The organism is Thioflexithrix psekupsensis, assembly GCF_002149925.1.
Lineage (GTDB): Bacteria > Pseudomonadota > Gammaproteobacteria > Beggiatoales > Beggiatoaceae > Thioflexithrix > Thioflexithrix psekupsensis.
In genome coordinates, this window is record NZ_MSLT01000001.1 from 85,773 (window position 1) to 108,868 (window position 23,096).

At 39.7% G+C, this 23,096-nt stretch carries 20 protein-coding genes; 8 read left to right on the forward strand and 12 right to left on the reverse strand.

Annotated elements, in window-relative coordinates; all coding sequences use genetic code 11:
* Positions 1-38: 38 nt before the first annotated feature.
* Complete coding sequence (locus tag TPSD3_RS00380) at positions 39-281, reverse strand: hypothetical protein (RefSeq protein WP_086486620.1); 243 nt, start codon at positions 279-281, stop codon at positions 39-41.
* A gap of 56 nt (positions 282-337) precedes the next feature.
* On the opposite strand from TPSD3_RS00380, the gene TPSD3_RS00385 reads away from it, so the two are divergent.
* The 4 genes from TPSD3_RS00385 to TPSD3_RS00400 all read left to right on the forward strand — a co-directional run bounded on the left by TPSD3_RS00385 (position 338) and on the right by TPSD3_RS00400 (position 6,313).
* Complete coding sequence (locus tag TPSD3_RS00385) at positions 338-1,369, forward strand: IS630 family transposase (protein ID WP_086486621.1); 1,032 nt, start codon at positions 338-340, stop codon at positions 1,367-1,369.
* A gap of 284 nt (positions 1,370-1,653) precedes the next feature.
* Positions 1,654-2,421, forward strand: coding sequence for an oxygen-binding di-iron domain-containing protein (locus tag TPSD3_RS00390; RefSeq protein WP_086486622.1), 768 nt, complete (start codon positions 1,654-1,656; stop codon positions 2,419-2,421).
* A gap of 73 nt (positions 2,422-2,494) precedes the next feature.
* Positions 2,495-5,677, forward strand: a complete 3,183-nt coding sequence (locus TPSD3_RS00395; RefSeq protein WP_086486734.1) for a glycoside hydrolase family 15 protein — start codon at positions 2,495-2,497, stop codon at positions 5,675-5,677.
* A gap of 12 nt (positions 5,678-5,689) precedes the next feature.
* Complete coding sequence (locus tag TPSD3_RS00400) at positions 5,690-6,313, forward strand: metallophosphatase domain-containing protein (RefSeq protein ID WP_086486623.1); 624 nt, start codon at positions 5,690-5,692, stop codon at positions 6,311-6,313.
* 17 nt (positions 6,314-6,330) lie between these two features.
* Here the strand turns inward: TPSD3_RS00400 and TPSD3_RS00405 are convergent, their stop codons facing one another.
* A complete protein-coding gene (locus tag TPSD3_RS00405; RefSeq protein WP_086486624.1) occupies positions 6,331-7,308 on the reverse strand; it encodes a radical SAM protein in 978 nt (325 codons plus the stop codon).
* On the reverse strand, positions 7,302-7,664 hold the full coding sequence (locus tag TPSD3_RS00410; protein WP_086486625.1) for a hypothetical protein: 363 nt from the start codon (positions 7,662-7,664) through the stop codon (positions 7,302-7,304). Before TPSD3_RS00410 ends, TPSD3_RS00405 begins: the two co-directional genes overlap by 7 nt.
* A 266-nt stretch (positions 7,665-7,930) precedes the next feature.
* Here TPSD3_RS00410 and TPSD3_RS00415 point away from each other — a divergent pair, with 266 nt between their 5' ends.
* The gene (locus tag TPSD3_RS00415; protein ID WP_086486626.1) at positions 7,931-8,914 is read left to right on the forward strand and encodes a PDC sensor domain-containing protein; all 984 of its coding nucleotides are present in this window, start codon (positions 7,931-7,933) and stop codon (positions 8,912-8,914) included.
* 91 nt (positions 8,915-9,005) lie between these two features.
* Here TPSD3_RS00415 and TPSD3_RS00420 read toward each other — a convergent pair whose 3' ends face one another.
* Complete coding sequence (locus TPSD3_RS00420) at positions 9,006-9,917, reverse strand: LysR family transcriptional regulator (RefSeq protein ID WP_086486627.1); 912 nt, start codon at positions 9,915-9,917, stop codon at positions 9,006-9,008.
* A 484-nt stretch (positions 9,918-10,401) separates the two neighbouring features.
* Here TPSD3_RS00420 and aceB point away from each other — a divergent pair, with 484 nt between their 5' ends.
* Together aceB and aceA are read left to right on the forward strand one after the other, a co-directional pair.
* A complete protein-coding gene (gene aceB / locus TPSD3_RS00425; protein ID WP_217884323.1) occupies positions 10,402-12,021 on the forward strand; it encodes a malate synthase A in 1,620 nt (539 codons plus the stop codon).
* Positions 12,022-12,112: 91 nt separating this feature from the next.
* Positions 12,113-13,390 (forward strand): isocitrate lyase, encoded by a 1,278-nt coding sequence (gene aceA / locus TPSD3_RS00430; RefSeq protein WP_086486628.1) that lies wholly within the window; start codon positions 12,113-12,115, stop codon positions 13,388-13,390.
* 248 nt (positions 13,391-13,638) lie between these two features.
* On the opposite strand, the gene TPSD3_RS00435 is transcribed toward aceA, so the two are convergent.
* From TPSD3_RS00435 to TPSD3_RS00445, 3 genes are all read right to left on the reverse strand, one after another.
* Positions 13,639-13,902: a DUF2442 domain-containing protein gene (locus TPSD3_RS00435; RefSeq protein ID WP_086486629.1), complete on the reverse strand. Its 264-nt coding sequence runs from the start codon at positions 13,900-13,902 to the stop codon at positions 13,639-13,641.
* A complete protein-coding gene (locus TPSD3_RS18240) occupies positions 13,862-14,002 on the reverse strand; it encodes a DUF4160 domain-containing protein (protein WP_086486736.1) in 141 nt (46 codons plus the stop codon). The genes TPSD3_RS00435 and TPSD3_RS18240 overlap by 41 nt, the downstream gene beginning before the upstream one ends.
* A gap of 126 nt (positions 14,003-14,128) precedes the next feature.
* Positions 14,129-14,560 carry a helix-turn-helix domain-containing protein gene (locus tag TPSD3_RS00445; protein WP_086486630.1) on the reverse strand — a complete coding sequence of 144 codons (432 nt, stop codon included), beginning with the start codon at positions 14,558-14,560 and terminating at the stop codon, positions 14,129-14,131.
* A gap of 353 nt (positions 14,561-14,913) precedes the next feature.
* Here TPSD3_RS00445 and TPSD3_RS00450 point away from each other — a divergent pair, with 353 nt between their 5' ends.
* On the forward strand, positions 14,914-17,523 hold the full coding sequence (locus TPSD3_RS00450; RefSeq protein WP_176329663.1) for a PKD domain-containing protein: 2,610 nt from the start codon (positions 14,914-14,916) through the stop codon (positions 17,521-17,523).
* A gap of 321 nt (positions 17,524-17,844) precedes the next feature.
* On the opposite strand, the gene TPSD3_RS00455 is transcribed toward TPSD3_RS00450, so the two are convergent.
* From TPSD3_RS00455 to TPSD3_RS00475, 5 genes are all read right to left on the reverse strand, one after another.
* Entirely contained in the window at positions 17,845-18,279 is a 435-nt protein-coding gene (locus tag TPSD3_RS00455) for a hypothetical protein (protein WP_086486632.1), read from the reverse strand.
* The gene (locus TPSD3_RS00460; RefSeq protein ID WP_086486633.1) at positions 18,276-18,776 is read right to left on the reverse strand and encodes a hypothetical protein; all 501 of its coding nucleotides are present in this window, start codon (positions 18,774-18,776) and stop codon (positions 18,276-18,278) included. The genes TPSD3_RS00455 and TPSD3_RS00460 overlap by 4 nt, the downstream gene beginning before the upstream one ends.
* An 18-nt stretch (positions 18,777-18,794) precedes the next feature.
* Positions 18,795-20,966 (reverse strand): SpoIIE family protein phosphatase, encoded by a 2,172-nt coding sequence (locus tag TPSD3_RS00465; RefSeq protein WP_140048444.1) that lies wholly within the window; start codon positions 20,964-20,966, stop codon positions 18,795-18,797.
* Positions 20,967-21,028: 62 nt separating this feature from the next.
* Positions 21,029-21,898 (reverse strand): phosphonate ABC transporter substrate-binding protein, encoded by an 870-nt coding sequence (gene phnD, locus TPSD3_RS00470; protein ID WP_086486635.1) that lies wholly within the window; start codon positions 21,896-21,898, stop codon positions 21,029-21,031.
* Positions 21,899-22,009: 111 nt separating this feature from the next.
* Positions 22,010-23,008, reverse strand: coding sequence for an IS630 family transposase (locus TPSD3_RS00475; RefSeq protein WP_086486636.1), 999 nt, complete (start codon positions 23,006-23,008; stop codon positions 22,010-22,012).
* Positions 23,009-23,096 lie beyond the last annotated feature (88 nt).

Here is a 23,096-nt window from a genome sequence, read left to right on the forward strand (position 1 = left end):
CTCTTTTTTTTCCTATTTGATCGCCATTAAAAAATAAGTTATTTTCTGACCGAAACTCGACAAAGTACAACCGTTTCGACACTGTCCGAATCGGCATAAAAAATATGTAGTTGCACGCACGGTTTATCAATAAAAATCTCAGAAAAATTGGAATTAAACGGAGTGCCGTCCGTGTGTTGTATCGTCACAATGGGCGCGGGCAGTTCGCGCTTAACGGCTCGCGTGAATTGTTCATGTTCCCATACAAAATAGCCAACCACCCAGAGTAATAATAAAAGCATTGATATACCAATTTTTTCAGAGTCGTATAATAATACTTTTCAAATAGGAGAGAATAATGAACAAAAGATATGAAGATTTAGAAGAGTTAATGTCAACAGGTGAGGCGAGAGAAGTGAAGCGAGCGATGGCAGTAAGAATGTCTTTGCTTGGTTTTGTGCGTGCGGAAGCGGCTTTAGCGTATTGTGTCAGTGTGCAATTTGTGGATAAATGGAAAGCCATTTATTTAGCGTCAGGGGTTGAAGGATTAAAGTTAGCGTATAAAGGCTCACCAGGGTATTTAAAGCCGCGTGAACGAGAAAATGTGATTAATTGGATACAAGAAAAGAAGACAATAACAATAGAGGAACTAAAGAGATACTTAAAAGAGGAGTATGATGTTTTCTATTCTTCAAATACTTCTTATACTAAATTATTAGAAGAAGCGAATTTAAGTTATAAGAAGACACACAAAGAGAATTCGGCAAAAGATGAGGTAAAAGTAGAAGCTAAAAAAAAAGAGATTAAGGATTTAATAGATAAGGAGCGTGAACAGATAGAAAGTGGAGAGGTAATGTACTGGATGCAAGACGAAAGCCATCAGTTGTGGGGAGATATTTGTGGTTATGTTTGGTCGAAAAAAGGAGAAAGAACGTCAATAAAGATGAGTAATTATCGCACTTCTCAAACGTGGTATGGAGCGGTGAATATTTATACGGGAGAATTTATTTTAGATAGGGCAAAGAAAGCTGATACAAAATATACGATAGACTTTATTAACTGGCTCATTTACAGATATAAAGAAGCCCGTCATGTGATTATTTGGGATGGTGCAAGTTATCATCGTTCTGAAGGTTTAAGAACTTATTTAGAGAAATTAAATGGGGGACTTCCAGAATCAGAATGGAAAGTTCGTTTATTAAGATTTGCGCCCAATGCCCCAGAGCAAAATCCAGTCGAGGATATTTGGCTTCAAGGTAAGAATTGGGTCAGAAAGAATTTTCATCGTCTATCAAGCTTTAAAGAAGTCACTAGTATGTTTGAGACCTTTTTGTCAGGTAAAGTGTTTAAGTTTAATAAAATTAAACAGTATCTTATACCTAATATCTAGCTAGATATTAAAACTTAATTTGTTTTTATATCTCACATAATTTTGGTATATTATTAATGAAATAGGCACAAGTGCGATGGGTTGTTGAGGCGTATTTTTTCTTGCTAAAATCATCATTATCGTTTCACTCCCTGATAAAGGGGCAAAACGCAAATATTATTCCCGACCAGTGGTGATAAACAGGCGTTTGCCCGTCTAGGACTTGCATCAATGGCTATTTCGGCACAAAATGACAAGATCATCCAAATTATCTAAATAAAACAATTTATTAAGGAATGTAATCAATGGCAGTTGAACTGTACAATAACGGTCATCATAAGTGTATTGCTTTTTATGATCTGGTTTCTGGCGAAGGGGTGCAAGCCAATCAATTTTTAGTGGTGAATGGGGAATATTCTGCCCTGATTGATCCCGGTGGAGATTTAATTTATAACGACTTATTTATGCAGTCTTATAAATATCTTTTTACTAAAAACTTAGAGTTTGTCATTGGGTCGCATCAAGACCCTGATATTATTTCTTCTTTAAATAAATGGTTAGTGGGCAGTGATTGTAAAGTCATTGTGCCTGCCATTTGGTCGCGTTTTATTCCTCATTTTGCGCCGCCGGGCAAATCCAGAGAGCGTTTAATTGGCATTCCTGATAGGGGGATGGATATTCAATTGGGCGATGCGGTTTTAAAAGCGATTCCAGCGCATTTTTTACATTCTGAGGGTAATTTTCAATTTTACGATCCGATCAGTAAAATTTTATTTTCAGGCGATTTAGGGGCTTCTTTGGTTGAAAATAACGAATCTATTCCTGTCACTGATTTTCAAGCGCATATTCCCTTTATGGAGGGATTTCATCGGCGTTATATGTCAAGTCGTAAAGTGTGTCAATATTGGGTTAATATGGTGCGGCCTTTGGATTTAGAATGGATTGTGCCGCAGCATGGTCGTCCTTTTAAAGGAAAAGCCATTATTGCTCAATTTTTGGATTGGATTGAGCAATTAGAATGCGGTGTGGATTTAATGACACAAGATCATTATCAGATTATTAATGAATCATGATTTGATATGGGGATAATATTTGAAAAAATATTATCCTTTTATTTTATTAACCCCTCTAGCGGACGGAAAAAAGATGTCAGAGATAAAACGCTTACTGGCTTATTATGATAAACAAATTGAAGCGATTATTTTACATCGCCAGCATCCTATTACAGGATTATTACCTGCCAGTACTGCGGTGAATCAACATGGCAATTATACCGATGCGTGGGTGCGCGATAATGTGTATAGTATTTTGCCAGTATGGGGTTTAGCATTAGCCTATCGTCGCCATCAAAAAGAAGGTGAATCTCGGCGTGCTTATGAATTAGAACATCGCGTGATTCATTTAATGCGTGGTTTATTAATAGCGATGATGAAACAATCGGCTAAAGTCGAGCGTTTTAAAGTGACGCAATGTGTGGAAGATGCGTTGCACGCCAAATATGATACCGCAACAGGAAATTCTGTGGTGGGTGATCATGAATGGGGACATTTACAGATTGATGCTACCTCATTGTTTTTATTGATGTTAGCGCAAATGACAGCTTCAGGTTTAGAGATTATTTGGACGATTGATGAAGTTAATTTTGTGCAGAATTTAATTTATTATATTTCTCGTGCTTACCGCACACCGGATTATGGTATTTGGGAGCGAGGAAATAAGTTAAATCATGGCTTACCTGAATTAAATGCCAGTTCGGTAGGAATGGCTAAAGCGGCTTTAGAATGTTTAGATGGTTTTGATTTATTTGGCTCCCGTGGCGGCCAGCGGTCGGTGGTGCATATTATTGCGGATAGTGTGGCGAGAATGCGCATTACTTTAGAATCGTTATTGCCGCGTGAATCTATATCAAAAGAAGTGGATGCAGCCTTATTAAGCATTATTAGTTTTCCTGCATTTAGTGTGGAATCGTGCGATTTGGTGGTGAAAACACGCGAGGAAATTGAAAGCAAATTAAAAGGCAATTATGGTTATAAACGTTTTTTACGGGACGGTCATCAATCGGTTTTAGAAGACACGCAACGTTTGCATTATGATCCACAGGAATTAAAACAATTTGAAAATATCGAATCAGAATGGCCTTTGTTCTATACGTATTTGCTATTAGATGCCATTTTTCGTGGTGATAAAAAACAAGCCGAATTGCACCGCGCCACTTTAAAGAAATTATGTATTGAGAAAAACGGCTTTTCTTTATTACCAGAACTTTATTATGTTCCAAAAGAAGCGATTCATGCCGAGCGAGAAAATCCACACAGTCAAACCCGTTTACCTAATGAAAATGTGCCATTAGTGTGGGCGCAAAGTTTATTTTTATTGGGCGAAATGATGTTAGACGGTTTATTGACTCCGGCAGATATTGATCCGTTAAAACGCCACGCTTGCTTAGGTAAGTCATTGGGAACGCAGGTAAAAATAGCGTGGTTGGCTGAAGATGACAGCGTTAAAATCTGTTTGAATAAAGCAGGAATTGCCAGCCAAACCTTACAAGAAATCGCCCCCATCCAAGTGCGTCAAGTGGTTGAATTAGCCAGTGTTTATGCGCAAGTGGGAAAAAATCAGAATTTGAAATTAAGCGGGCGGCCAATGCGCCGTTTACGTGGTTTGGCGATTGCGCGGGTATTTCGTTTGGGTGGGGAAAGCATGGTGTTTTTGCCGATGTTTCAAAATCCACGCGGATTTTATGTCAATGTGGACAGCCGTTTTTTAATGTCTCGTTTAGCCGCGGAATTAATGTATTTACAACGACATTGGGAAAATTCAAAACATCCTTTATTATTTGTATTAATGACCAATGTGTTATTAGCCGATCCGCATGCTCAAGAATTATTAGATTGGATGAATCAATTGACTGCGGGAAAAATTCCAGAATTAAATGTTGAAGTGGGTTTATTAACGGATTTGTTACCGCAGATTAATGAAGAGCGTATTGAATATTTACATCAATTTCGTTTTGCCCCGGTGCATTGGCAACCATTAATGCTGCCTCCTACGGAATTATTAATTGATGACAGCCAAACTTTCCCCTTAGAAGCGGATATGGCTTTTCAATTGGCACAGCAAGATATTTATACTTTAATTACTCGTTTGCATAACACGGCCAATGCGTATGAACAAACTCATATTTTAAATATTTTATGGCAACAGAAAGGCGGGCATTTTGAAGCCCCCATGACCACGGTGAGAAGTTTAACCAAGCAACTCTATGCCCATGCCCGATCTTTGAAATTATGGGCTGTGGTGCGGCGCGCAGCGGGCTTGCTGGGCAAATATGACAGCAGTTTGGATGACGCGGTGGCGGATATTATTGTGCATCAGCGACAGGTGCAAGTGGGGCGTTCTTACAGCGATGCCACCTTGATCACTGCGCCGCTGAATAATCGCCATATTTTAAAAAAAATTCAGCAAGATGGTCGTCCTGAAGAATGGATTTTAACGCAAGAATTATTGCTTTATTTTAGCCATTTATTAAAAACGCAACCGCAATTATTAGATGGCATTATTACTTTACGTGCTTCTTATATGATTGCTTTAATGACCAGCGAAATAGCGCGTAAGAAAAATTTACCCCAAGATGCGGCTTTTGAACAATTATTGACATTTAGCCCTTATGAATTGTTGCAACAATTAAAATCTGTTTTGCAAAGTTATCGAGAATGTCGAGAACAATTATTAGCGTTAGAAGCCTTACATCCGCAAAATCCTGAATTATGCGGCGATTTGCATTGGGTGACATTTCCCGCCGATCAAACGTTGAATATGGATTGGCATCACTGGCGTGAAACCGATGGCACCGCAGGACGTTTAACCGATAAATTTTATGCGGCATTACGGCTTTTATTGCAACGATTTAAAGGTGTCATTATCGGGGATAAATTAGACAGTTTTAATCGTTTAGACAGCGATTCTATTCATGCTGAAATGACTTCGGAAGAAAAGAATTTTATTTTGCGTGTGGAACATTTGTTAAACAAAATTCAAGCTCCTGAATATCGACATTTGGTGATTGAAGCGATTTTAGCGTTAGCGGAAATTTTAAAGAAAAATCCCGATCTCAATACCACAGGAGATTATTTGGTATTTGATGTGTTAATTGGTCATGCGGTGCGTTTGGCGTGGTTGTCGCAATCTCCGCAAGATAGGGATAATTATGAGCAAAAACGCAGTGTGGCGTGGCAGGCTTTTTATCAATTACCGCCGCATCAAGTGGCTAATTTTATGATGCAGGCTTTTGAGTTTTTATTAACCGTAGAAAAAAACGCTGTTCATTAAGGATAATGCCCAATGAAGATTGTCGTGATCAGTGACACCCATTCGCAACACCATGCGTTAAACATTCCTGATGCAGATATTTTAATTCATGCTGGTGATTTTTCGTGGGGAAAGAAAGATTTAAGTGATGTGATTGATTTTAATTCATTTTTAGAAAAATTACCGCATCGCCATAAGTTAGTGGTTGCAGGCAATCATGATTTTGCTTTTGCCAGAACACCGAAAAAAGCACGAGAATGTTTATCCGCAGCGATTTATTTACAAGATAACTTGGTGGAAATTGATGGATTAAAAATTTATGGTTCGCCGTGGCAACCTGCTTTTTTAAATGGGGCTTTTAATTTAGAAATTATTGAAGATTTAGCTGAGAAATGGGCAGCCATTCCCAGTGGTATTGATATTTTAATTACCCACACACCACCTTATGGAATTGGGGACATTATTCGTTCGGGAAAACATGTGGGCTGTCGCGCATTAAGTAAAGCCATTGACCGCATTGTGCCTAAATACCATATTTTCGGTCATATTCATGAGAGTTTCGGCACAACGCAATTAAAAGATACCACTTTTATTAACGCCAGTATTTGCGATGTTTTTGGCAATCCTTGCCAGCCTATTGTGAGTTTTGAATTATAAATGATTTCTTGAGCGTATTAGCCAGAATTCACCACCATCCAAGCCACATTGCAACCTTGACACGGTTCAGGAATACAATTTGCGGCTAATGTTTGCGCCAGTTGCTGGCGTATGTTATATAATTCATTATCGCTCAATGTATCCACATCACCCCATGGCCAGATTTCTGGCTTAATCATACAGCATGGCGACAAGCGACCGTGTCGATCCATGTAAATGCCACTATCCAACCAAGGACAAGACACCAGCGGATGCCGCTTAAATAATTCATCATAAAAATGTGTGTGGAACGAGCGCGTATGCCAAATCCGTTGCGCCGCTTCACTATTTAAATACAATTGGTAACGTGCGCCGTGTTGTGCGGCGGTTAAATATTGCGTTTGTAGCGCAGGTGTACTGTGTTTAATGTAAAACGGCATTCGATTTAACGGCTGCACCGCCACGCCCCCCTCTAAACCCAATTGCTCATACAGCGCGTAAATGTCAGGTAAATCATCCAAAGTCGAATCCAGCACCGTCACCGCAAAACCAATACTGGGCGTATTTTGGTCGCGTTCTGCGCGTGCATCGCGTAAACGAACGATGCCCGCAATCACCGCATCCAGTGAACCACCGCGTAACTGCTGAAATTTAACCGCATCCCCTGTTTCTAAAGAAATACGAATAGCACGAATGCGACTTTTCAATAACTTATCCACCACTGAACGCGAAAAACAACTGCCATTTGTAATCAAAGAAACCTGAATATCCGCTGTCTCCGCCCGCGCCACCATCGTAAAAAAATCAGGATGAATCAACGGCTCACCTTCTCCCTGCAATTCAAGATGACGAATGTCAGGAAAACGTTGTAAAAATTGCTCAAACCGCGCCACCGATAAATGACTTTGATCCATTTGCCGTCCACAACAAAAACCACAAGTAAAATTACAATGTGTTGTTGGTTCTACTTGAGCAAATAAAATGGGTTGGGGCGTGGATTGGGGCGAATTTAACATGAAAAACGCGAAAACGTCGTGCCATTGCCGAATGTTCCCACTGCGGTGATTCCCACGTTGACATCAGAAAAATACAACAACGACACCATTTTGCCACTGAGAAAACAAGCCCCATGATAAAAATGATATTGGGGAATCTCACTGAGCAACAACTCAGCCGAAGCCGCCGCAGGATTGGCCATTTCTTTTCCCAATGATTCCACCATCTGCTGTAACTTGGGATGCTGGGTACGCTGTCCAGACTGGATAAATTCGGGACGTTGTCCGAAATGATCAAAAAAATCATTCCACACTTCAGCCAAATCTTGAGTATCCACTACTTTTTGTTTCAATGCGTTCAATTTTTCCAGATTCATAAACCCATATTCCTGATAATCGTTAAAACATAATAAGTATTATAATCGCTTTTTTCTCACATGGCGCAAACTACGACTAAACTTGATCTCAAGCCAGCGTCATAATAATTTTAAATTTCCCCATGATGATTGGGTTGAATTTACGTTAAAATAACCGCGGCAGCCTACACAATAAGCTGACCTTTCTTCTCCCTATTCGGCTTTAACCCTGACCGAGAACGCCACAAGCATCACGCATCGCTTAAAAAAATTATTTGGAGGACTTTATGTGGGTAAAACAAACCCTTGGTGAACAACGTAAATTGTTGTCAGCCCTGCTAGAACCCCCTATGCAGGAAATCGCCAAGTGTTGCGTAGGGGAATGGCATGATACAACAACACTGGATACGGTATTATTAACCCAATTTTCCCGTGTCCCTCATATTCAATTGTTGTATGCCCTTGATAAACTCGGCCGTCAAATCAGTGCCAATGTCAGTGTGCATGGTGCTGATTCTAGTTATCGTGGCCAAGATTTATCACGTCGGCCTTATTCAGTCAGTCTGTATCCTAAACGCCATTTCATGCTGTCTTCCGTTTATATCAGTCAAACCACAGGCCGCCCCAGTATTAGTGCGGTGCAACCTGTTGTTAATGAACAACAATTTTTAGGTTTTATTGTCGCCGATTTTGACATTCGGCATTTACCACTGGCAGTTAATGCCTCTCACCATAAACTATCCGACCCATCCGAACGTGCTTCCGCCGCTTTATCCCATCCTGCCCCGCCCGTGACTCCCAAAACGCCTTTTTCTGGCCCGCGTGCGCTGACCTTGATGGATCAGCAGGCCAGTCAAGTGACCGACATGGTGGCGTATTTAATGTGGGAACGTGGCGTGTTTCATGTCATGTTAAATTATACCAATGGCGTGGTCATGGTGTGGGAAACCCGCGATCCTTACCAATATCACTTATTAACCGCCGAACAGCTACTGACACGAGACACCATTTATCACGCTTACCAACCCAGCACTTACCCCGCTAAAGCTGCCATCAGTATCGATCAAGTGCGGGAAATTTTGCAGCGTTTCCAAACCTTGCGTTTAACCGAGGGAACAGATTATTTGTGTTCCGCTTCGCTCAATGTGATCAACGGCATGATTGGCCTCAGTTTCACCTGCGACAATTCTCAATATATGCGAGCCGATTTATTTTTAGAACGTCCATTAAGCGACTGGACTCGACAACGTAATGCGGTTAATGCGAATTGACTGTTTTTTTTATTAAAGAGTAACTTTATATTGAAATCGCATTGGTTTTTTGGCTAATGCGATTTTAATTTTTACGGATTTAAAAAAACTATCATCGCCCAAAAAAATCAGGGTCCATCATTTCAATAAATTTTTTCGCCCCCGCCGAAAGAAACTTACCCCGTCGAGACACCACGCCATAACTGCGTTTGGGAAAATAACAGCTTAATGGCAACACACATAAATCTTCCTTTCCCGTTAAACAGATACTGGTGACAATGGAAATGCCTAAACCCATAGCCACATATTTTTTAATCACTTCCCAACCGCCTGCTTCTAAAGTCACTTTATAATCTAAATTGTGCTGTTGAAACACCATTTTTACCATGCGCCACGTGCTTAAATGGCGCGGCGGTAAAATTAAACCATATTCACTAATATCGGGTAAAGCAAAATCGGTTTTTAATGCTAATGGATGCCCTAATGGTGTAATTAATACGGGTTCAAAATGAAAAATCGGCCGATAAGAAATATCCTCTGGCACATCAATAAAAGAACCCACTGCAAAATCAATTTCATTGGCGCGTAATAACGACATCCCATCTCGCCCCGTCACATTATGCAAACGCACCCGAATGCCCGGATAAGATTCAGTAAATCGCGCCAAAAAATTAGGCAAAATATATAAAATCGTCGATTCGCCCGCGGCAATATTTAATTCGCCACTTTCCAAATTTCCGCGCCGCATGGCAAAAGTGTCCGGCAACGCATCAATGCCTTCCACCAAAGGCACGGCTAATTCGTATAAAATTTTTCCCTCCGGAGTCAATTCGATAGACGGCCCTCGCCGTTCAAACAAAGACACATTGAGTTCTCGCTCTAATGCCTTAATTTGTAGAGAAACGGAAGGCTGGCTTAAAAATAAACGTTCGGCCGCCTTTGAAATACTGCCAGTTTGCGCCGCATGACAAAAAGCACGCAACTGCTTTAAGCGATTTTGCTTATAATAAAAACGTTCGGACATGATTGATTTTCCTTTTTTATTGTCTAGGTTAATAAATATCATTAAAAAAAGCAATGGTTAAAATGTTGCATTGCAACGCATAGATCGACTATAAAGTGTCACCTTTAAGCCGCCTATAAAACCACTTGATAGCGGCTGAATCGCCTTACAGTAACTCCGTAATGTACGCCAAAAGCGATACGCCAACACTCAAGGCAGCCACTGACCTGCTTGCGAAGCAACACCGCTCACCCTGCGGATGTCTCCGAAAACGCCCATAAAAAGAATGGCTTGATGTCCCCTAAAACTGAAATCGTCTCACTGGGAGACCGTTTCAGGACTGTTAGGTGTAAAACAATAGCGTAACGTCATAAAAACCGTATTATTACTGTTTGCCGATGATCGACATTGATCAATCTTGACGGATTTTATGTCTGCTTCACCAGTAGCCCGTTGTTTTGCGTCAGCAAACAACCCCAATTGGAAACAGGAAGGTAAGTAAGCCATGTCAACCGCGATGCCCACTGCGCAGCCGCCCATTCTCACCGTTATCGCTCCCATTACGCCCGCTTATGCCGAAATTCTAACGCCTGAAGCGTTGGCATTTGTGGGTGAAATTGTAAAACGTTTCTCTGATCGTCGCAACGAATTGCTGGCTAAACGTGTAGAACGCCAACGTCAACTCGACGCGTTCGTCATGCCCGATTTTCTGCCCGAAACCGCGTCAATTCGCAACAGCGAATGGCAAGTTGCGCCAACACCTGCCGATTTACAAGATCGCCGTGTTGAGATTACAGGCCCTGTTGAGCGTAAAATGGTGATTAACGCGCTTAATTCTGGCGCGAAGGTCTTCATGGCCGATTTTGAAGATGCCCAAAGTCCCACGTGGGAAGGCATTATTGAAGGACAAATTAATTTACGCGATGCCATTAATCGCACCATTAGTTATACCAGCCCCGAAGGCAAACAGTACAAATTAAATGATCACATTGCCACTTTATTAGTGCGTCCACGTGGCTGGCATTTAGAAGAAAAACATGTGTTGTTTAATGGTCAACCCATTCCCGGCGGATTAATGGATTTTGGTTTGTACTTATTCCACAATGCCAAGAATTTATTAAGCAAAGGCACTGGCCCTTATTTCTACATTCCCAAATTAGAAAGCCATTTAGAAGCCCGTTTGTGGAATGATGTGTTTAATTACGCCCAAGACGAATTGGGATTGCCACGCGGCACGGTTAAAGTCACAGTGTTGATCGAGACCATTTTGGCTTCGTTTGAAATGGATGAGATTTTATACGAATTGCGCGATCATTGTGTGGGTTTAAATTGTGGGCGTTGGGATTATATTTTTAGCTTTATTAAGCGATTCCATAAAAATCCTGAATTTGTTCTGCCGGATCGGGCGCAAGTCACCATGACTTCGCACTTTTTGCGTTCTTATTCGCAATTGTTAATTAAAACCTGTCATCGTCGTGGCGCGCACGCGATGGGTGGCATGGCCGCACAAATTCCAATTAAAGACGATCCCGAAGCCAATGCCGCTGCCATGGCCAAAGTTCGCGCCGATAAAGAACGCGAAGCCAGCGACGGTCATGATGGCACTTGGGTGGCGCATCCTGGACTCGTGCCGATTGCCTTAGACATCTTCAACCAACACATGCCCCAAGCCAATCAAAAACATCGTTTACGTGAAGATGTACAGATTAGCGCGGCTGATTTGGTCAAAATTCCTGAAATGCCCAAAGATGGACAGATTACAGAAGCAGGTGTGCGCAATAACGTCAGCGCGGCATTGCATTACATGGAAGCATGGTTAGCGGGAAATGGTTGTGTGCCGATTAATAATTTAATGGAAGACGCGGCCACGGCTGAAATTGCACGCGCGCAATTGTGGCAATGGATTCATCACCCGAAAGGGGTTTTAAACGACGGTCGCAAAGTGACTGCCGAATTTGTTAAGCAAGTTATACAGGAGGAACTGGATAGTATCCGTTCACAAGTGGGTGGCGCGGGTCAAAAGCCCAACCATTACGCGCTCGCAGCGGAATTAGTCGAACGCATTACAACTACCGACACTTTTGCAGAATTTTTAACGTTGGTTGCTTACGAGCATTTGGCGTAATAAATCTATATTTAAGTACAACAGGTAATGTAAGCTCTGTTGTGCTTCAGACTGACCCCTAACTTTAGAAAACCGAGACAGGATTTTAAAAATGAGCAATAACGACATTCAAGCTATCGAGAAAGATTGGGCCGAAAATCCACGTTGGAAAGGTGTAAAACGGAACTATACCGCTGCTGACGTAGTTCGCTTACGTGGTACGCTGCACATTGAACACACTTTAGCGCGTGTAGGCGCGGAAAAGTTGTGGAACTATTTGAATACGCTGCCTTATGTCAATGCCTTAGGCGCGTTGACAGGTAATCAGGCGATGCAACAAGCCAAAGCGGGTTTAAAAGCGATTTACCTGAGCGGCTGGCAAGTGGCAGGCGATAACAATACCGCTTCACAAATGTATCCTGACCAAAGTTTGTATCCTGCGGACAGCGTGCCTGCGGTGGTTCGTCGTATTAACAATACGTTCCGTCGTGCTGACCAAATTTATCACGCTGAAGGCAATGACAAAATCGATTGGTATGTGCCGATTGTTGCCGATGCGGAAGCGGGTTTTGGTGGCGTATTAAACGCATTTGAATTGATGAAAGGCATGATCGAAGCGGGTGCAGCGGGCGTTCACTGGGAAGATCAGTTGGCTTCTGCGAAAAAATGCGGTCACATGGGCGGTAAAGTGTTAGTTCCCACGCAAGAAGCGGTGGCTAAGTTAAATGCAGCGCGTTTAGCCGCAGACGTTTGTGGTGTTCCTAGCATTATCGTGGCGCGTACCGACGCATTGGCCGCGAATTTATTAACCAGCGACATTGATCCTCGTGATCAACCTTTCGTGACGGGTGATCGCACGGTAGAAGGTTTTTATCAAACTAAACCCGGTATGCCACAAGGGATTTCTCGTGGTTTAGCGTATGCGCCTTATGCGGATTTGGTGTGGTTAGAAACGGGTAAACCTGATTTAGCCGAAGCCAAAGAATTTGCCGAAGCGTTGCACAAAGAGTTCCCCAACAAGATGTTGGCGTATAACTGTTCACCTTCTTTCAACTGGAAGCGTCATTTAGACGATGCCACCATTGCCAAGTTCCAACGTGAATTGGGTGCGATGGGTTATAAATTCCAATTCATCACCTTAGCGGGCTTCCATGCGTTGAATTACTCTATGTTTGATTTGGCCGATAAATACCGTGATAATGGTATGACGGCTTATGTCGAATTACAAGAGAAAGAATTCGCCGCAGAGCCTCGTGGTTTTACCGCAGTGAAGCATCAACGCGAAGTCGGTGCCGGTTATTTCGACGATGTCACCCAAACGATTATGGGCGGCGAGTCTTCAATTACCGCATTAAAAGGCTCAACCGAAGAAGAACAATTCGCCCATTAAAAACGGATTGTTTTTAGATTAGACTTTGGTTAGTTAATTTAAAAGGGGACAGCTCAAAACGGTTTTTGGTTTTGGGTTGTTCTTTTTTTTTGGGGGGCAGAATTAAAGAATTGAGAGAAAATGCGCTTCGTTGTATTTATAGCTACCGCAACGTAAAAAGAATATTCAAACCTGTGAAGTTTCCTACAAATTTGACAGGTTCAGATTATCTTTTTATAGTGCCTCAACTATAGTTAATTCTACGGGGATTAAATACAACTTTTTAACGGGAAATGTTGTGGATTTTGGATGATTTCAAGGCTCAAATCTATGTCTAAATTAGGCCAGTAGAAGTGGTTAGGGCTTGGCTGTTCTACGGTTAATATATCTTTAACGGTAGCGTCTTGAAACCAAGGGAAATCTTCATAAGACATGAAAAATTCTTTGTTTCCTGTCAATAACCAAATTTCGTGTGATGAGATATTTGTAACTTCAACGTCTAAAATGTTCTGCCCAGCTATGGATAAGCTCATCGTAATGTGCCTCAATTAGAGATTCTAATTCTTTTAATTGCTTTCTTGAATAGCGGTAATTTTGGGCTAATTCTATTTCAGGTTCAAGTGTGAATAGGATTTGGGAAGGTTCAAGAGATTGTTTTTAAGTTATTATTCGGTCAGTTAATTTAAAAAAGGACAGCTCAAAACGGTTTTTGGTTTTGGGTTGTTCTTTTTTTTGGGGGAGGGATTGATGGGATTCTAACTATTCTGATTTGTTAGATAATTGTTGTTTTAAAAGTTGGATAATTTCTTTGAGATGTTCAATATCTTGTCGTAATAAGTCGATTTGTTCATTTTGTTGTTCGATGAGTAAATTTGCTTTTTCTAATTCTATTGAACGCACATTAAAATTTTCTGGGATATTTACATTTTGTAAAAATTGCAAAAAGCTATTTGAGCTATTGTAAGTATCTGCATGTAAAACAATAACATTTTTCTCTCCAAAACTTAATAAATCTAACAATTCTATATCAATTGCTTTTGTAATCTCTTCCAATCGTTTCATCGATATATTACTTTCTCCTCTTTCAAGATTTGAGTACGCAACTGGTGTAATATTCAATTTCTCTGCGATTTCTTCCTGAGTGAATCCTTTTGTACGCCGAAAAAACTTAATTTTTTCATGTAGTTGCATGTTAGATAAACTCTGGCTTTAAGTAGTTTAAGTCCTACTTTATGGATACGGTTTGTGTTTCGTACTAGGATTTGAATCACGGCCACAGTTTAAAGGGTTTTTGTGGGGGTTGTAAAGGTGGATTTTTGGATTTTATATGTAAATTACAAAGTGAAGAGTGCGTTCAGTATTGATTTATAACAGGCTATTCCTAAGTTAATTTATTTTTTTCAATTAGTTATGGAGTTTTTTTCATGCTTAGTTTTAGATTTGCTACCAGCAAATTTCTATTCTTCCTGTTATGTCTGTGGTGTTGGCAGTCTAGTTATGCTGATACAAATATTAGCACTAACAGTGGGGGTGGATGCGTTATTATGTCTGATAAAAGTGTCACATGCTGGGGAGAGTATCTTAAAGATAATCCTCTGCAAGGCTCGTTTCTGAAAATTGCTGTTTCAGCCTATGAAAGCGGGTATGGAAGCGGGGGAGTTTGCGGGCTTAAAACGGATAAATCCATATCTTGTTCAGGTGATGGCTTGGAAAATGTTCCCATACCTAAAGGAACATTTGTGGATTTTAGTGTTTCAAATGGATCCGTTTGTGCAATTCGTTCACAAGATAATAAGATAATTTGTTGGGACAATAAAGGAAATTTATACTCCTCTGTCAGTGATCTAGGTTTTGTTAAATTAGCCAAAGGTTCTAATCCTAGCAGAGGGTGTGGAATATTAAGCATAAACTCAAATATTGCCTGTTGGGGAGGTATTAAAGTACCTACAGAGCTTAATAAAGAGATGTACTCCCAAGTGTTTTTTAGCGAAAACAACAGTTTGTCAACAATCAGTGGTCTTTCGTCAAAAGGACGATATATTTCTACTCTGGAAGATTTCCATTATTTGGGTGATGTGCTACCAAATACGTTTTCACAAATAAGTACTTTTTCAGTGGGAAATTATTGGGATGCCGTATGCGGAATACGTACTGATGGAGCTTTAGATGGTTTGGTGAGTTGTTATGAGGTAGCCTACGGAGGAGGTATTGAGAAACCTGCTTATGTTGTCCCTATTGATGGTCCTTCTCCTGCGAATTATAAAGAAATTAGCATGAGTAGCACGGATAGTGGTTGTGGGATTAAAGTGGATAACTCCATTGTTTGCTGGGGATATAATCCATATGAATACCCAAAGAGTCTTGTGATTAATAAATCCCCAACCGCTAGTTTTACAGCAGACAAAACCATAGGTTTTGCTCCTTTGACTATTCAATTTGATGCCAGTGCTTCACAAGATGCTGATGGTTCGATCAAACAATACCTTTGGGCTAATGATGCGGGAGTTGAAATTGACAATACGGTGAAACCCTCTGTTACTTTTACCCAAGCAGGTTCTTATACTGTTACACTCACGGTTGAAGATGATAAGGAAGGTAAGAGTACAGAAGTTACACAGCAAATTGAGGTCAAGAAAAACTCGCATCCTGTTGCAGCTTTTACCATGAATGGAAAAGGAGAAAATGATTATCAACTCTCTGTTTCTTACGACAAAAATGGTATTGCTTCTATGCGGCTAGATGCGAGTAATTCTAAAGATGATAATGGCATAAAAGCCTACTCGTGGAAAATATTAAACGAGAACACAGATGAAATTATTACCGAATTATCAGGTATTAAACCAGATGAGATTACTTTCAAAACGCTCATTGAGGATAACTATCTAGTTCAACTGACAGTGGGGGATGAACAGGGATTATCCGATGTCCTCACTAAAGAGGTGGATTTTGTTAATGATGATCCCGTTGTGAAGTTCACAGCCTCACCCACAAGTGGGAGTTCTCCCTTGACAGTTCAAGTAGACGCTTCAGAGTCAACAGATACTCAGGGTATTCAACAATATACTTGGCAAGTTTGGACAAATCTGTATATGTATAATCGAAGTGACATCACTACTTCTTTTAACATTGGCAATTCAGCTAAAGAAAGTATCAGATTCGACAAACCTGGGTCATACTACATAAAGTTGATAGTCAGTGATAAGCTGGGTACTTCATCAGAACAGAATTTTGATAGCATAAGCGTCCAGAACTCTCCACCTAAAGCAGTGATTAAGGCAACACCCACCACAGGTAAAGTGCCTTTGACTGTCGCTCTTGATGCCTCAGATTCAACAGATGTGGATGGTAAAATACAAAATTATGAGTGGTACATTGTTGAAGAATATTACGCTATTGATAACAGTGTGAAACCGAAATCTATAACTTTTGAAAAAGAAGGCACTTATACCCTTACTTTAAAGGTGACAGATGATTTTGGTTTTACCTCAGAAACGACTCAAAAGATTACGGTACAGGCTAAAGAAAGCATCCCGCCTGTTGCCAGAATTTCTGCGGAAACTGCTACGCAAGGTAATGCTCCATTAAATGTGACTCTGTCAGGTAGTCAATCTACGGATGTAGATGATGGTATTTCTAAATACGAATGGTCTGTTTCAGATGGCAGAAAAAATCAATCAGGTGTGGTAGCATACTTGACTTTTGATAGAGTAGGTAGCTACATAGTCACCTTGAAAGTAACAGATAATACAGGTTTAAGTGATTCAACATCAACTACAGTGACCATTACTGACGAATGTGTAGCGACATACAGACCTGAAAACCAACGAAATCATCTGAAGATTCCCTGCCTTGTTGTATCAGGATTCCCGCTAATTGGTAGTGGCTATGAAGTAGGACTACAGCAACGTACACTGAGAGAGTCGTTTTGGTTTGACTTGGATACTGGGAGTGACATAATCCAAAAAACTGTCCCTGAGAGTAAATGCACGGCAGTTTATGACCCAAACAGTTTAAATGTACACATACCTTGCATTCGTTACCTTGATCGGGTGTACGATATTTACCTGACTCCATCTCCATCAGGGATATATGGAGATGCTGTCTTCACATTTGTATTGGACTTGGGTCGTGTAAAAGAAGTCAACATGGATTAGTTCAATACGCCAGCGAATTTCAGGATAAATACTGACAAGTCGAATGTTAATAATAGGAACAACTCAAAACGTTTTTAGTTTTGGGTTGTTCTTTATTTTTTGGAGGAATTAATATGATTCATAAAACGCCTACTTATTCCGTCTGAATCAGAACTGTCAAAATTAAAGAATAAACCCGCGATCTCAATTTAAAATCAAACAGTAAAATTGCCACATTGCAGATTCGGGATAATTTTATTCATCTCACTACTTGGCTAGAACTACAAAAAAAATCAACTACAACAGTTGATAAATTATAATAACTGTTTACTGCTGTTCGACTTACAGTTTTCCATCTTTGCCGTCTGGCTGGCTTGGCGATATGTGCGTTGAGGAAAAAACTAAACGATGCCGAATCTTTGCAGGCGCGTGAGAAATAACGCCAGAAATAATAATCACACTAATGAAAATGGGAATAGCGGCTTGAGGAAAGAAATGCAAACTGGCTAATAAAAACAATTTAAAAACAATTGCCGCGCCCGCCCATTGCAATAACCAAATGGCATTACTCCACAATTCGATCAAGACCAAACAAACGCCCGTCACCACTGCCAATCCCCAATATGGCAACCATTGCTCTGGCGCGACTTCGTATAAAAATCCGCCCCCCAATCCACCCACTCCAACTAAATGCAGCGTGCGTAAGGTAATTTTAAGCCAACGTTGTCCGGGCAATTGACGCGAAGAGGCAGGAAACAATAATTGTTTAAGTGTCATTTTGTTACCGAAATGGGTTTGCATTCCCCGTAAAAAATATATTGAATCATATCATTTAATGAAGCTTCACTGAATACGATAAAAATAACAATAATAAATGTAAAAATAACCGCTAAAGAAAAACGATACAACAAAGTTTGTAAAGGTTCTTTAATTATTTTTTCTAAATCTTTAATGGCTGCTGAACCAATATTGTCTAATTCCAATTGACTCAAGCGGTGTCCTTCTTTTTGCACCACTAATGTTTTCTCAATATTCGCTTTAATTGGATTTTTGAATTGTTTAACCAGATTTTTACTCCATGTTTCTGCCAGAAAGTGGATATACTTTATCCCAAATAGAACAAAAAATAGCATGGTAAAAAAAATAACACCAAAATTAATTTTATTATAAAAATAGTAATTGTAAAAACTGGCTAGAAAAAACACAGCGATTATTACACTGACAATAATTTGCCAAAGCCATTTTTTAAAATTGTCTATTAGAGAGGATAACATGGTTGGGGTTTCAGGTTTTTAAGCTGCGGCGGCCACTGTCAGAACTTTTTGTTTAATAATCAATAAGGTGACATCATCTTGCAAACGATGAGAACCGATATGACGGCGCAAATCATTGATAACTATCTGCTGAATCTGTTGTGCGTTCAAATGCCAATGACGACTCACTGTCTCACACAAACGCCCTACTCCGTATTGCTGACGCTGCGCATTCATGGCTTCAGTGAGTCCATCTGTATACAATACAATACCATCTCCTTCCAGTAAATCCAATTCTCGATAGGTCACAAAATCAGCAATATCCGGCTCTAAACCCACCATAAAACCCAAAGAAAATGTATCAATGCGCTCAATTTCTCCCGAACGGCGCACAAACAACACTTCTTCATGTTGTCCACTTAAACGCAATTTTCCTTCATAATAATCGATTAATGCCAAAGTCAAATTTTTATCACTTTGCATTCGTTGCAAATTATCATAAAGCGTGCGATTTAAAATCGTGAGGAATTTTTTAGGGTCTTCAATATCGGAAGACAATAAAGCCCGCACTGCCGTTTGTACCATCATCATTAACACGCCACTTTCCAAACCATGTCCCGTCACATCACCAATACCAATTTGCAATATATCATAATAATCGCCACCGACTTCCGTAGCAGGCTCCATAAAACTGGCTATTTCTAAAGTTTCAATTGCATTTAATTCTTCTTTCCTAGGCAGAACCATTTGTTGTAAACGTCGAGTCACAGATAATTCTGCACCCATACGACGATTATCGGCATGTAATTTTTCATTTAACAGATGAATTTTATGATTTGCCTCTGCCAATTGGTTGGCTTGTGCCGTGATGTGGGCGGTGCGTTCGGCCACTTTTTCTTCAAGTTGCACAAAAGATTCTTGAAGCTGTTTAGCCATGAGATTGAAAGTTTTAGTTAATTTTCCCAATTCATCGTAACGCATCACAGGAATTTGTGTCCATTCTCCACTGGCTAATTGATTCGCGGCTTGATTCAACGCCCGAATAGGATAAATAACCCAATAAGAAATGGCAATACCCAATAATAAAGCCAAACACAAAGCCACAATAGAAAGTTGTACTGTGGTTTTTGTATTGGCATCAATTTCTGCCATAAAATCAGATTCTGGCACCACCACCACAATTAACCAATCTAAATCTTTATCCAATTTAAAAGGTAAAATCTGCACATATTGACGCTTTTTTTCTATGTTAAATTCTAATTGATTGTTGCGATCAATACGGGAAAAATCACCAAAATATTGTTGTAAATATTGTGCTGTTTCTCGAATTAATAATTGTTCACTCTCAGTTGCCATTAACCGTTCTATTGTTTTATCTATTAAGCGCAGAGAATATAATTTTTCTTGGCTAGAACTGGCCAGTAATTTCCCAGAACGTTCAATAATAAAAGTTTGTCCATTCGGGCTAAAATTTAATTGGTGTAAAAATTGGCTTAAATCCGTTAAAGTAAAGTCAACAGCCGCTACACCAATAAATTCACCTTGTTTAAATATGGGTGTACTATAAGTAATCGATAACCAAGTTTGTCCAAAAAAACTAAAGACATCATTCCAATTTGATTTCCCCACTTGAATTTGCCAACGACTGCTCTGGCTTTGCTGAGTGTTTTGATACCATATCTGCTGTCTGGCATCGTAACCAGGGACAAAAAACAACGGAACTTTGCCCTTTATCCCTGAACTATCAAGGGAATAGCTTTCCATATCGCCCATCGTATCTGCATTGGCAATGTCCAGACTAAAATGCCCTTTTGGATGCCGTTCTAAACCCAGAAAATCACCATTGCGGTGCGCAAACTGCACATAACTCATGCGTTCAAATAATTGTAATTGCTTAAAAAAATAAGATTGTAAAACATCCAACTGCTCTGGTTCTAACCATGATAAATCTATTGCATTTTGCATTTTTTTATTTACTATTGTGGGTCGTTCTAAAGAACGTATCAAATGATCTTCAATCCGAATACTGACTGATTCTCTTAATTTCTTCGCCAAATGATTGACTGCAACTTGGCTATTATTCCACGACAACCACGAAACAATGGCTACAGTTAGCAATAGCAAAAAAATAAACGGAATAATCAGCAAATAACGCAATGGAATGCGATTAAATCCATGAATAAAACCTGATTGATAAGCAGTAAATATCATAACATTAAATACAAATAAAATGAGCCACTTACTTTTCAATAAGTAGCTCGTGAATAAAAAGACTATTTCTGACGACGGGCATCCATACGTTTTTCATATTCGTAGAGTTTACGAATAAAATCATAATCCTCATCTTTAGCAGGAACTAACCCTGTAATCTTTAAACTGGACAAACCTTCTGGATCACGAAAATTTAAGAAAGCTTCTGTTAATGCCTGCTTTAAAGCTTCAGGCAAATCATTGCGGTAAGCAAAAAGCGAATTGGGGATTAATTCTGATTGCCAAATGACATTAAAATCGTCCATTGTCCATGCTTCTCCTCCACCTCGATGTAAAACAATGCCGCTGGCAGCGATTGCATCTACTTCCTTGTTTTTCAAAGCTAAAATAGATTTTTCTGGCCCACCAGAATAGCCTGTTTTGCTAAAATAAGTGTCGGGATCAATTCGCGCATCAAGATAAAAATAAGCCCGTGGTACTAATGTTCCGCTGGTAGAATCAGGGTCAGCATACAGCCAAGTTTTGCCTTTTAAATCGGCTAATGTGGTTAAACCTGATGATTTCAGCGTAATAATTAAACTGTGATAACCTTCTGCCCCATCGGCATTTAATATGCGGGCAAAAGCCACTGCTCCTGCTTCCTCTGCGGCTTTAACGTAAGATTTAGGCCCATAATAAGCCACATCAATATTTTTTGCCTTCATTCCAACCACCACACCATCATAATCCGATGGCGTACTTAATTCGACAGGCAGATTCAGCGTTTTCTCCAAATAAGCCAAAAGTGGCGCGTAATGTTTTTTTAAATTTTCAGGCGATTCATTGGGAATACTGCCTAAAACAAGTTTCTCAGGCATATCTGCCCATGCCACAAAAGAAAAGCTGAATAAAAATAAAAATAATCCATGAAAAATAAGATAATGTCTCATCATAATTATCCCGTAAAAAATAGACAATAGAAACAATAGAAGTATTCAATATAACAAGACTTCATGTACCAAAATTATGTGAGATATAAAAACAAATTAAGTTTTAATATCTACCTAGATATTAGGTATAAGATACTGTTTAATTTTATTAAACTTAAACACTTTACCTGACAAAAAGGTCTCAAACATACTAGTGACTTCTTTAAAGCTTGATAGGCGATGAAAATTCTTTCTGACCCAATTCTTACCTTGAAGCCAAATATCCTCGACTGGATTTTGCTCTGGGGCATTAGGTGCAAATCTTAATAAACGAACTTTCCATTCTGATTCTGGAAGTCCCCCATTTAATTTCTCTAAATAAGTTCTTAAACCTTCAGAACGATGATAACTTGCACCATCCCAAATAATCACATGACGGGCTTCTTTATATCTGTAAATGAGCCAGTTAATAAAGTCTATCGTATATTTTGTATCAGCTTTCTTTGCCCTATCTAAAATAAATTCTCCCGTATAAATATTCACCGCTCCATACCACGTTTGAGAAGTGCGATAATTACTCATCTTTATTGACGTTCTTTCTCCTTTTTTCGACCAAACATAACCACAAATATCTCCCCACAACTGATGGCTTTCGTCTTGCATCCAGTACATTACCTCTCCACTTTCTATCTGTTCACGCTCCTTATCTATTAAATCCTTAATCTCTTTTTTTTTAGCTTCCACTTTTACCTCATCTTTTGCCGAATTCTCTTTGTGTGTCTTCTTATAACTTAAATTCGCTTCTTCTAATAATTTAGTATAAGAAGTATTTGAAGAATAGAAAACATCATACTCCTCTTTTAAGTATCTCTTTAGTTCCTCTATTGTTATTGTCTTCTTTTCTTGTATCCAATTAATCACATCTTCTCGTTCACGCGGCTTTAAATACCCTGGTGAGCCTTTATACGCTAACTTTAATCCTTCAACCCCTGACGCTAAATAAATGGCTTTCCATTTATCCACAAATTGCACACTGACACAACACGCTAAAGCCGCTTCCGCACGCACAAAACCAAGCAAAGACATTCTTACTGCCATCGCTCGCTTCACTTCTCTCGCTTCACCTGTTGACATTAATTCTTCTAAATCTTCATATCTGAGGATTAAGCGTAAAGAAATGAATAAAAAGAGAAGCAGAGATGATGAAAAGAGAGGGCAAATG

Excerpts from the sequence above, each read along its gene's own strand:
- TPSD3_RS00455 (WP_086486632.1), bottom strand. The coding sequence starts at position 18,279 with ATGACACTTAAACAATTATTGTTTCCTGCCTCTTCGCGTCAATTGCCC.
- TPSD3_RS00420 (WP_086486627.1), bottom strand. The coding sequence starts at position 9,917 with ATGTCCGAACGTTTTTATTATAAGCAAAATCGCTTAAAGCAGTTGCGT.
- TPSD3_RS00390 (WP_086486622.1), top strand. The coding sequence starts at position 1,654 with ATGGCAGTTGAACTGTACAATAACGGTCATCATAAGTGTATTGCTTTT.
- TPSD3_RS00400 (WP_086486623.1), top strand. The coding sequence starts at position 5,690 with ATGAAGATTGTCGTGATCAGTGACACCCATTCGCAACACCATGCGTTA.
- aceB (WP_217884323.1), top strand. The coding sequence starts at position 10,402 with ATGTCAACCGCGATGCCCACTGCGCAGCCGCCCATTCTCACCGTTATC.
- TPSD3_RS00460 (WP_086486633.1), bottom strand. The coding sequence starts at position 18,776 with ATGTTATCCTCTCTAATAGACAATTTTAAAAAATGGCTTTGGCAAATT.
- TPSD3_RS00415 (WP_086486626.1), top strand. The coding sequence starts at position 7,931 with ATGTGGGTAAAACAAACCCTTGGTGAACAACGTAAATTGTTGTCAGCC.
- TPSD3_RS00410 (WP_086486625.1), bottom strand. The coding sequence starts at position 7,664 with ATGAATCTGGAAAAATTGAACGCATTGAAACAAAAAGTAGTGGATACT.
- TPSD3_RS00450 (WP_176329663.1), top strand. The coding sequence starts at position 14,914 with ATGTCTGATAAAAGTGTCACATGCTGGGGAGAGTATCTTAAAGATAAT.
- TPSD3_RS00395 (WP_086486734.1), top strand. The coding sequence starts at position 2,495 with ATGTCAGAGATAAAACGCTTACTGGCTTATTATGATAAACAAATTGAA.
- TPSD3_RS00435 (WP_086486629.1), bottom strand. The coding sequence starts at position 13,902 with ATGAGCTTATCCATAGCTGGGCAGAACATTTTAGACGTTGAAGTTACA.
- TPSD3_RS00465 (WP_140048444.1), bottom strand. The coding sequence starts at position 20,966 with ATGATATTTACTGCTTATCAATCAGGTTTTATTCATGGATTTAATCGC.
- phnD (WP_086486635.1), bottom strand. The coding sequence starts at position 21,898 with ATGATGAGACATTATCTTATTTTTCATGGATTATTTTTATTTTTATTC.
- aceA (WP_086486628.1), top strand. The coding sequence starts at position 12,113 with ATGAGCAATAACGACATTCAAGCTATCGAGAAAGATTGGGCCGAAAAT.
- TPSD3_RS00380 (WP_086486620.1), bottom strand. The coding sequence starts at position 281 with ATGCTTTTATTATTACTCTGGGTGGTTGGCTATTTTGTATGGGAACAT.
- TPSD3_RS00445 (WP_086486630.1), bottom strand. The coding sequence starts at position 14,560 with ATGCAACTACATGAAAAAATTAAGTTTTTTCGGCGTACAAAAGGATTC.
- TPSD3_RS00405 (WP_086486624.1), bottom strand. The coding sequence starts at position 7,308 with ATGTTAAATTCGCCCCAATCCACGCCCCAACCCATTTTATTTGCTCAA.
- TPSD3_RS00475 (WP_086486636.1), bottom strand. The coding sequence starts at position 23,008 with ATGTCAACAGGTGAAGCGAGAGAAGTGAAGCGAGCGATGGCAGTAAGA.
- TPSD3_RS00385 (WP_086486621.1), top strand. The coding sequence starts at position 338 with ATGAACAAAAGATATGAAGATTTAGAAGAGTTAATGTCAACAGGTGAG.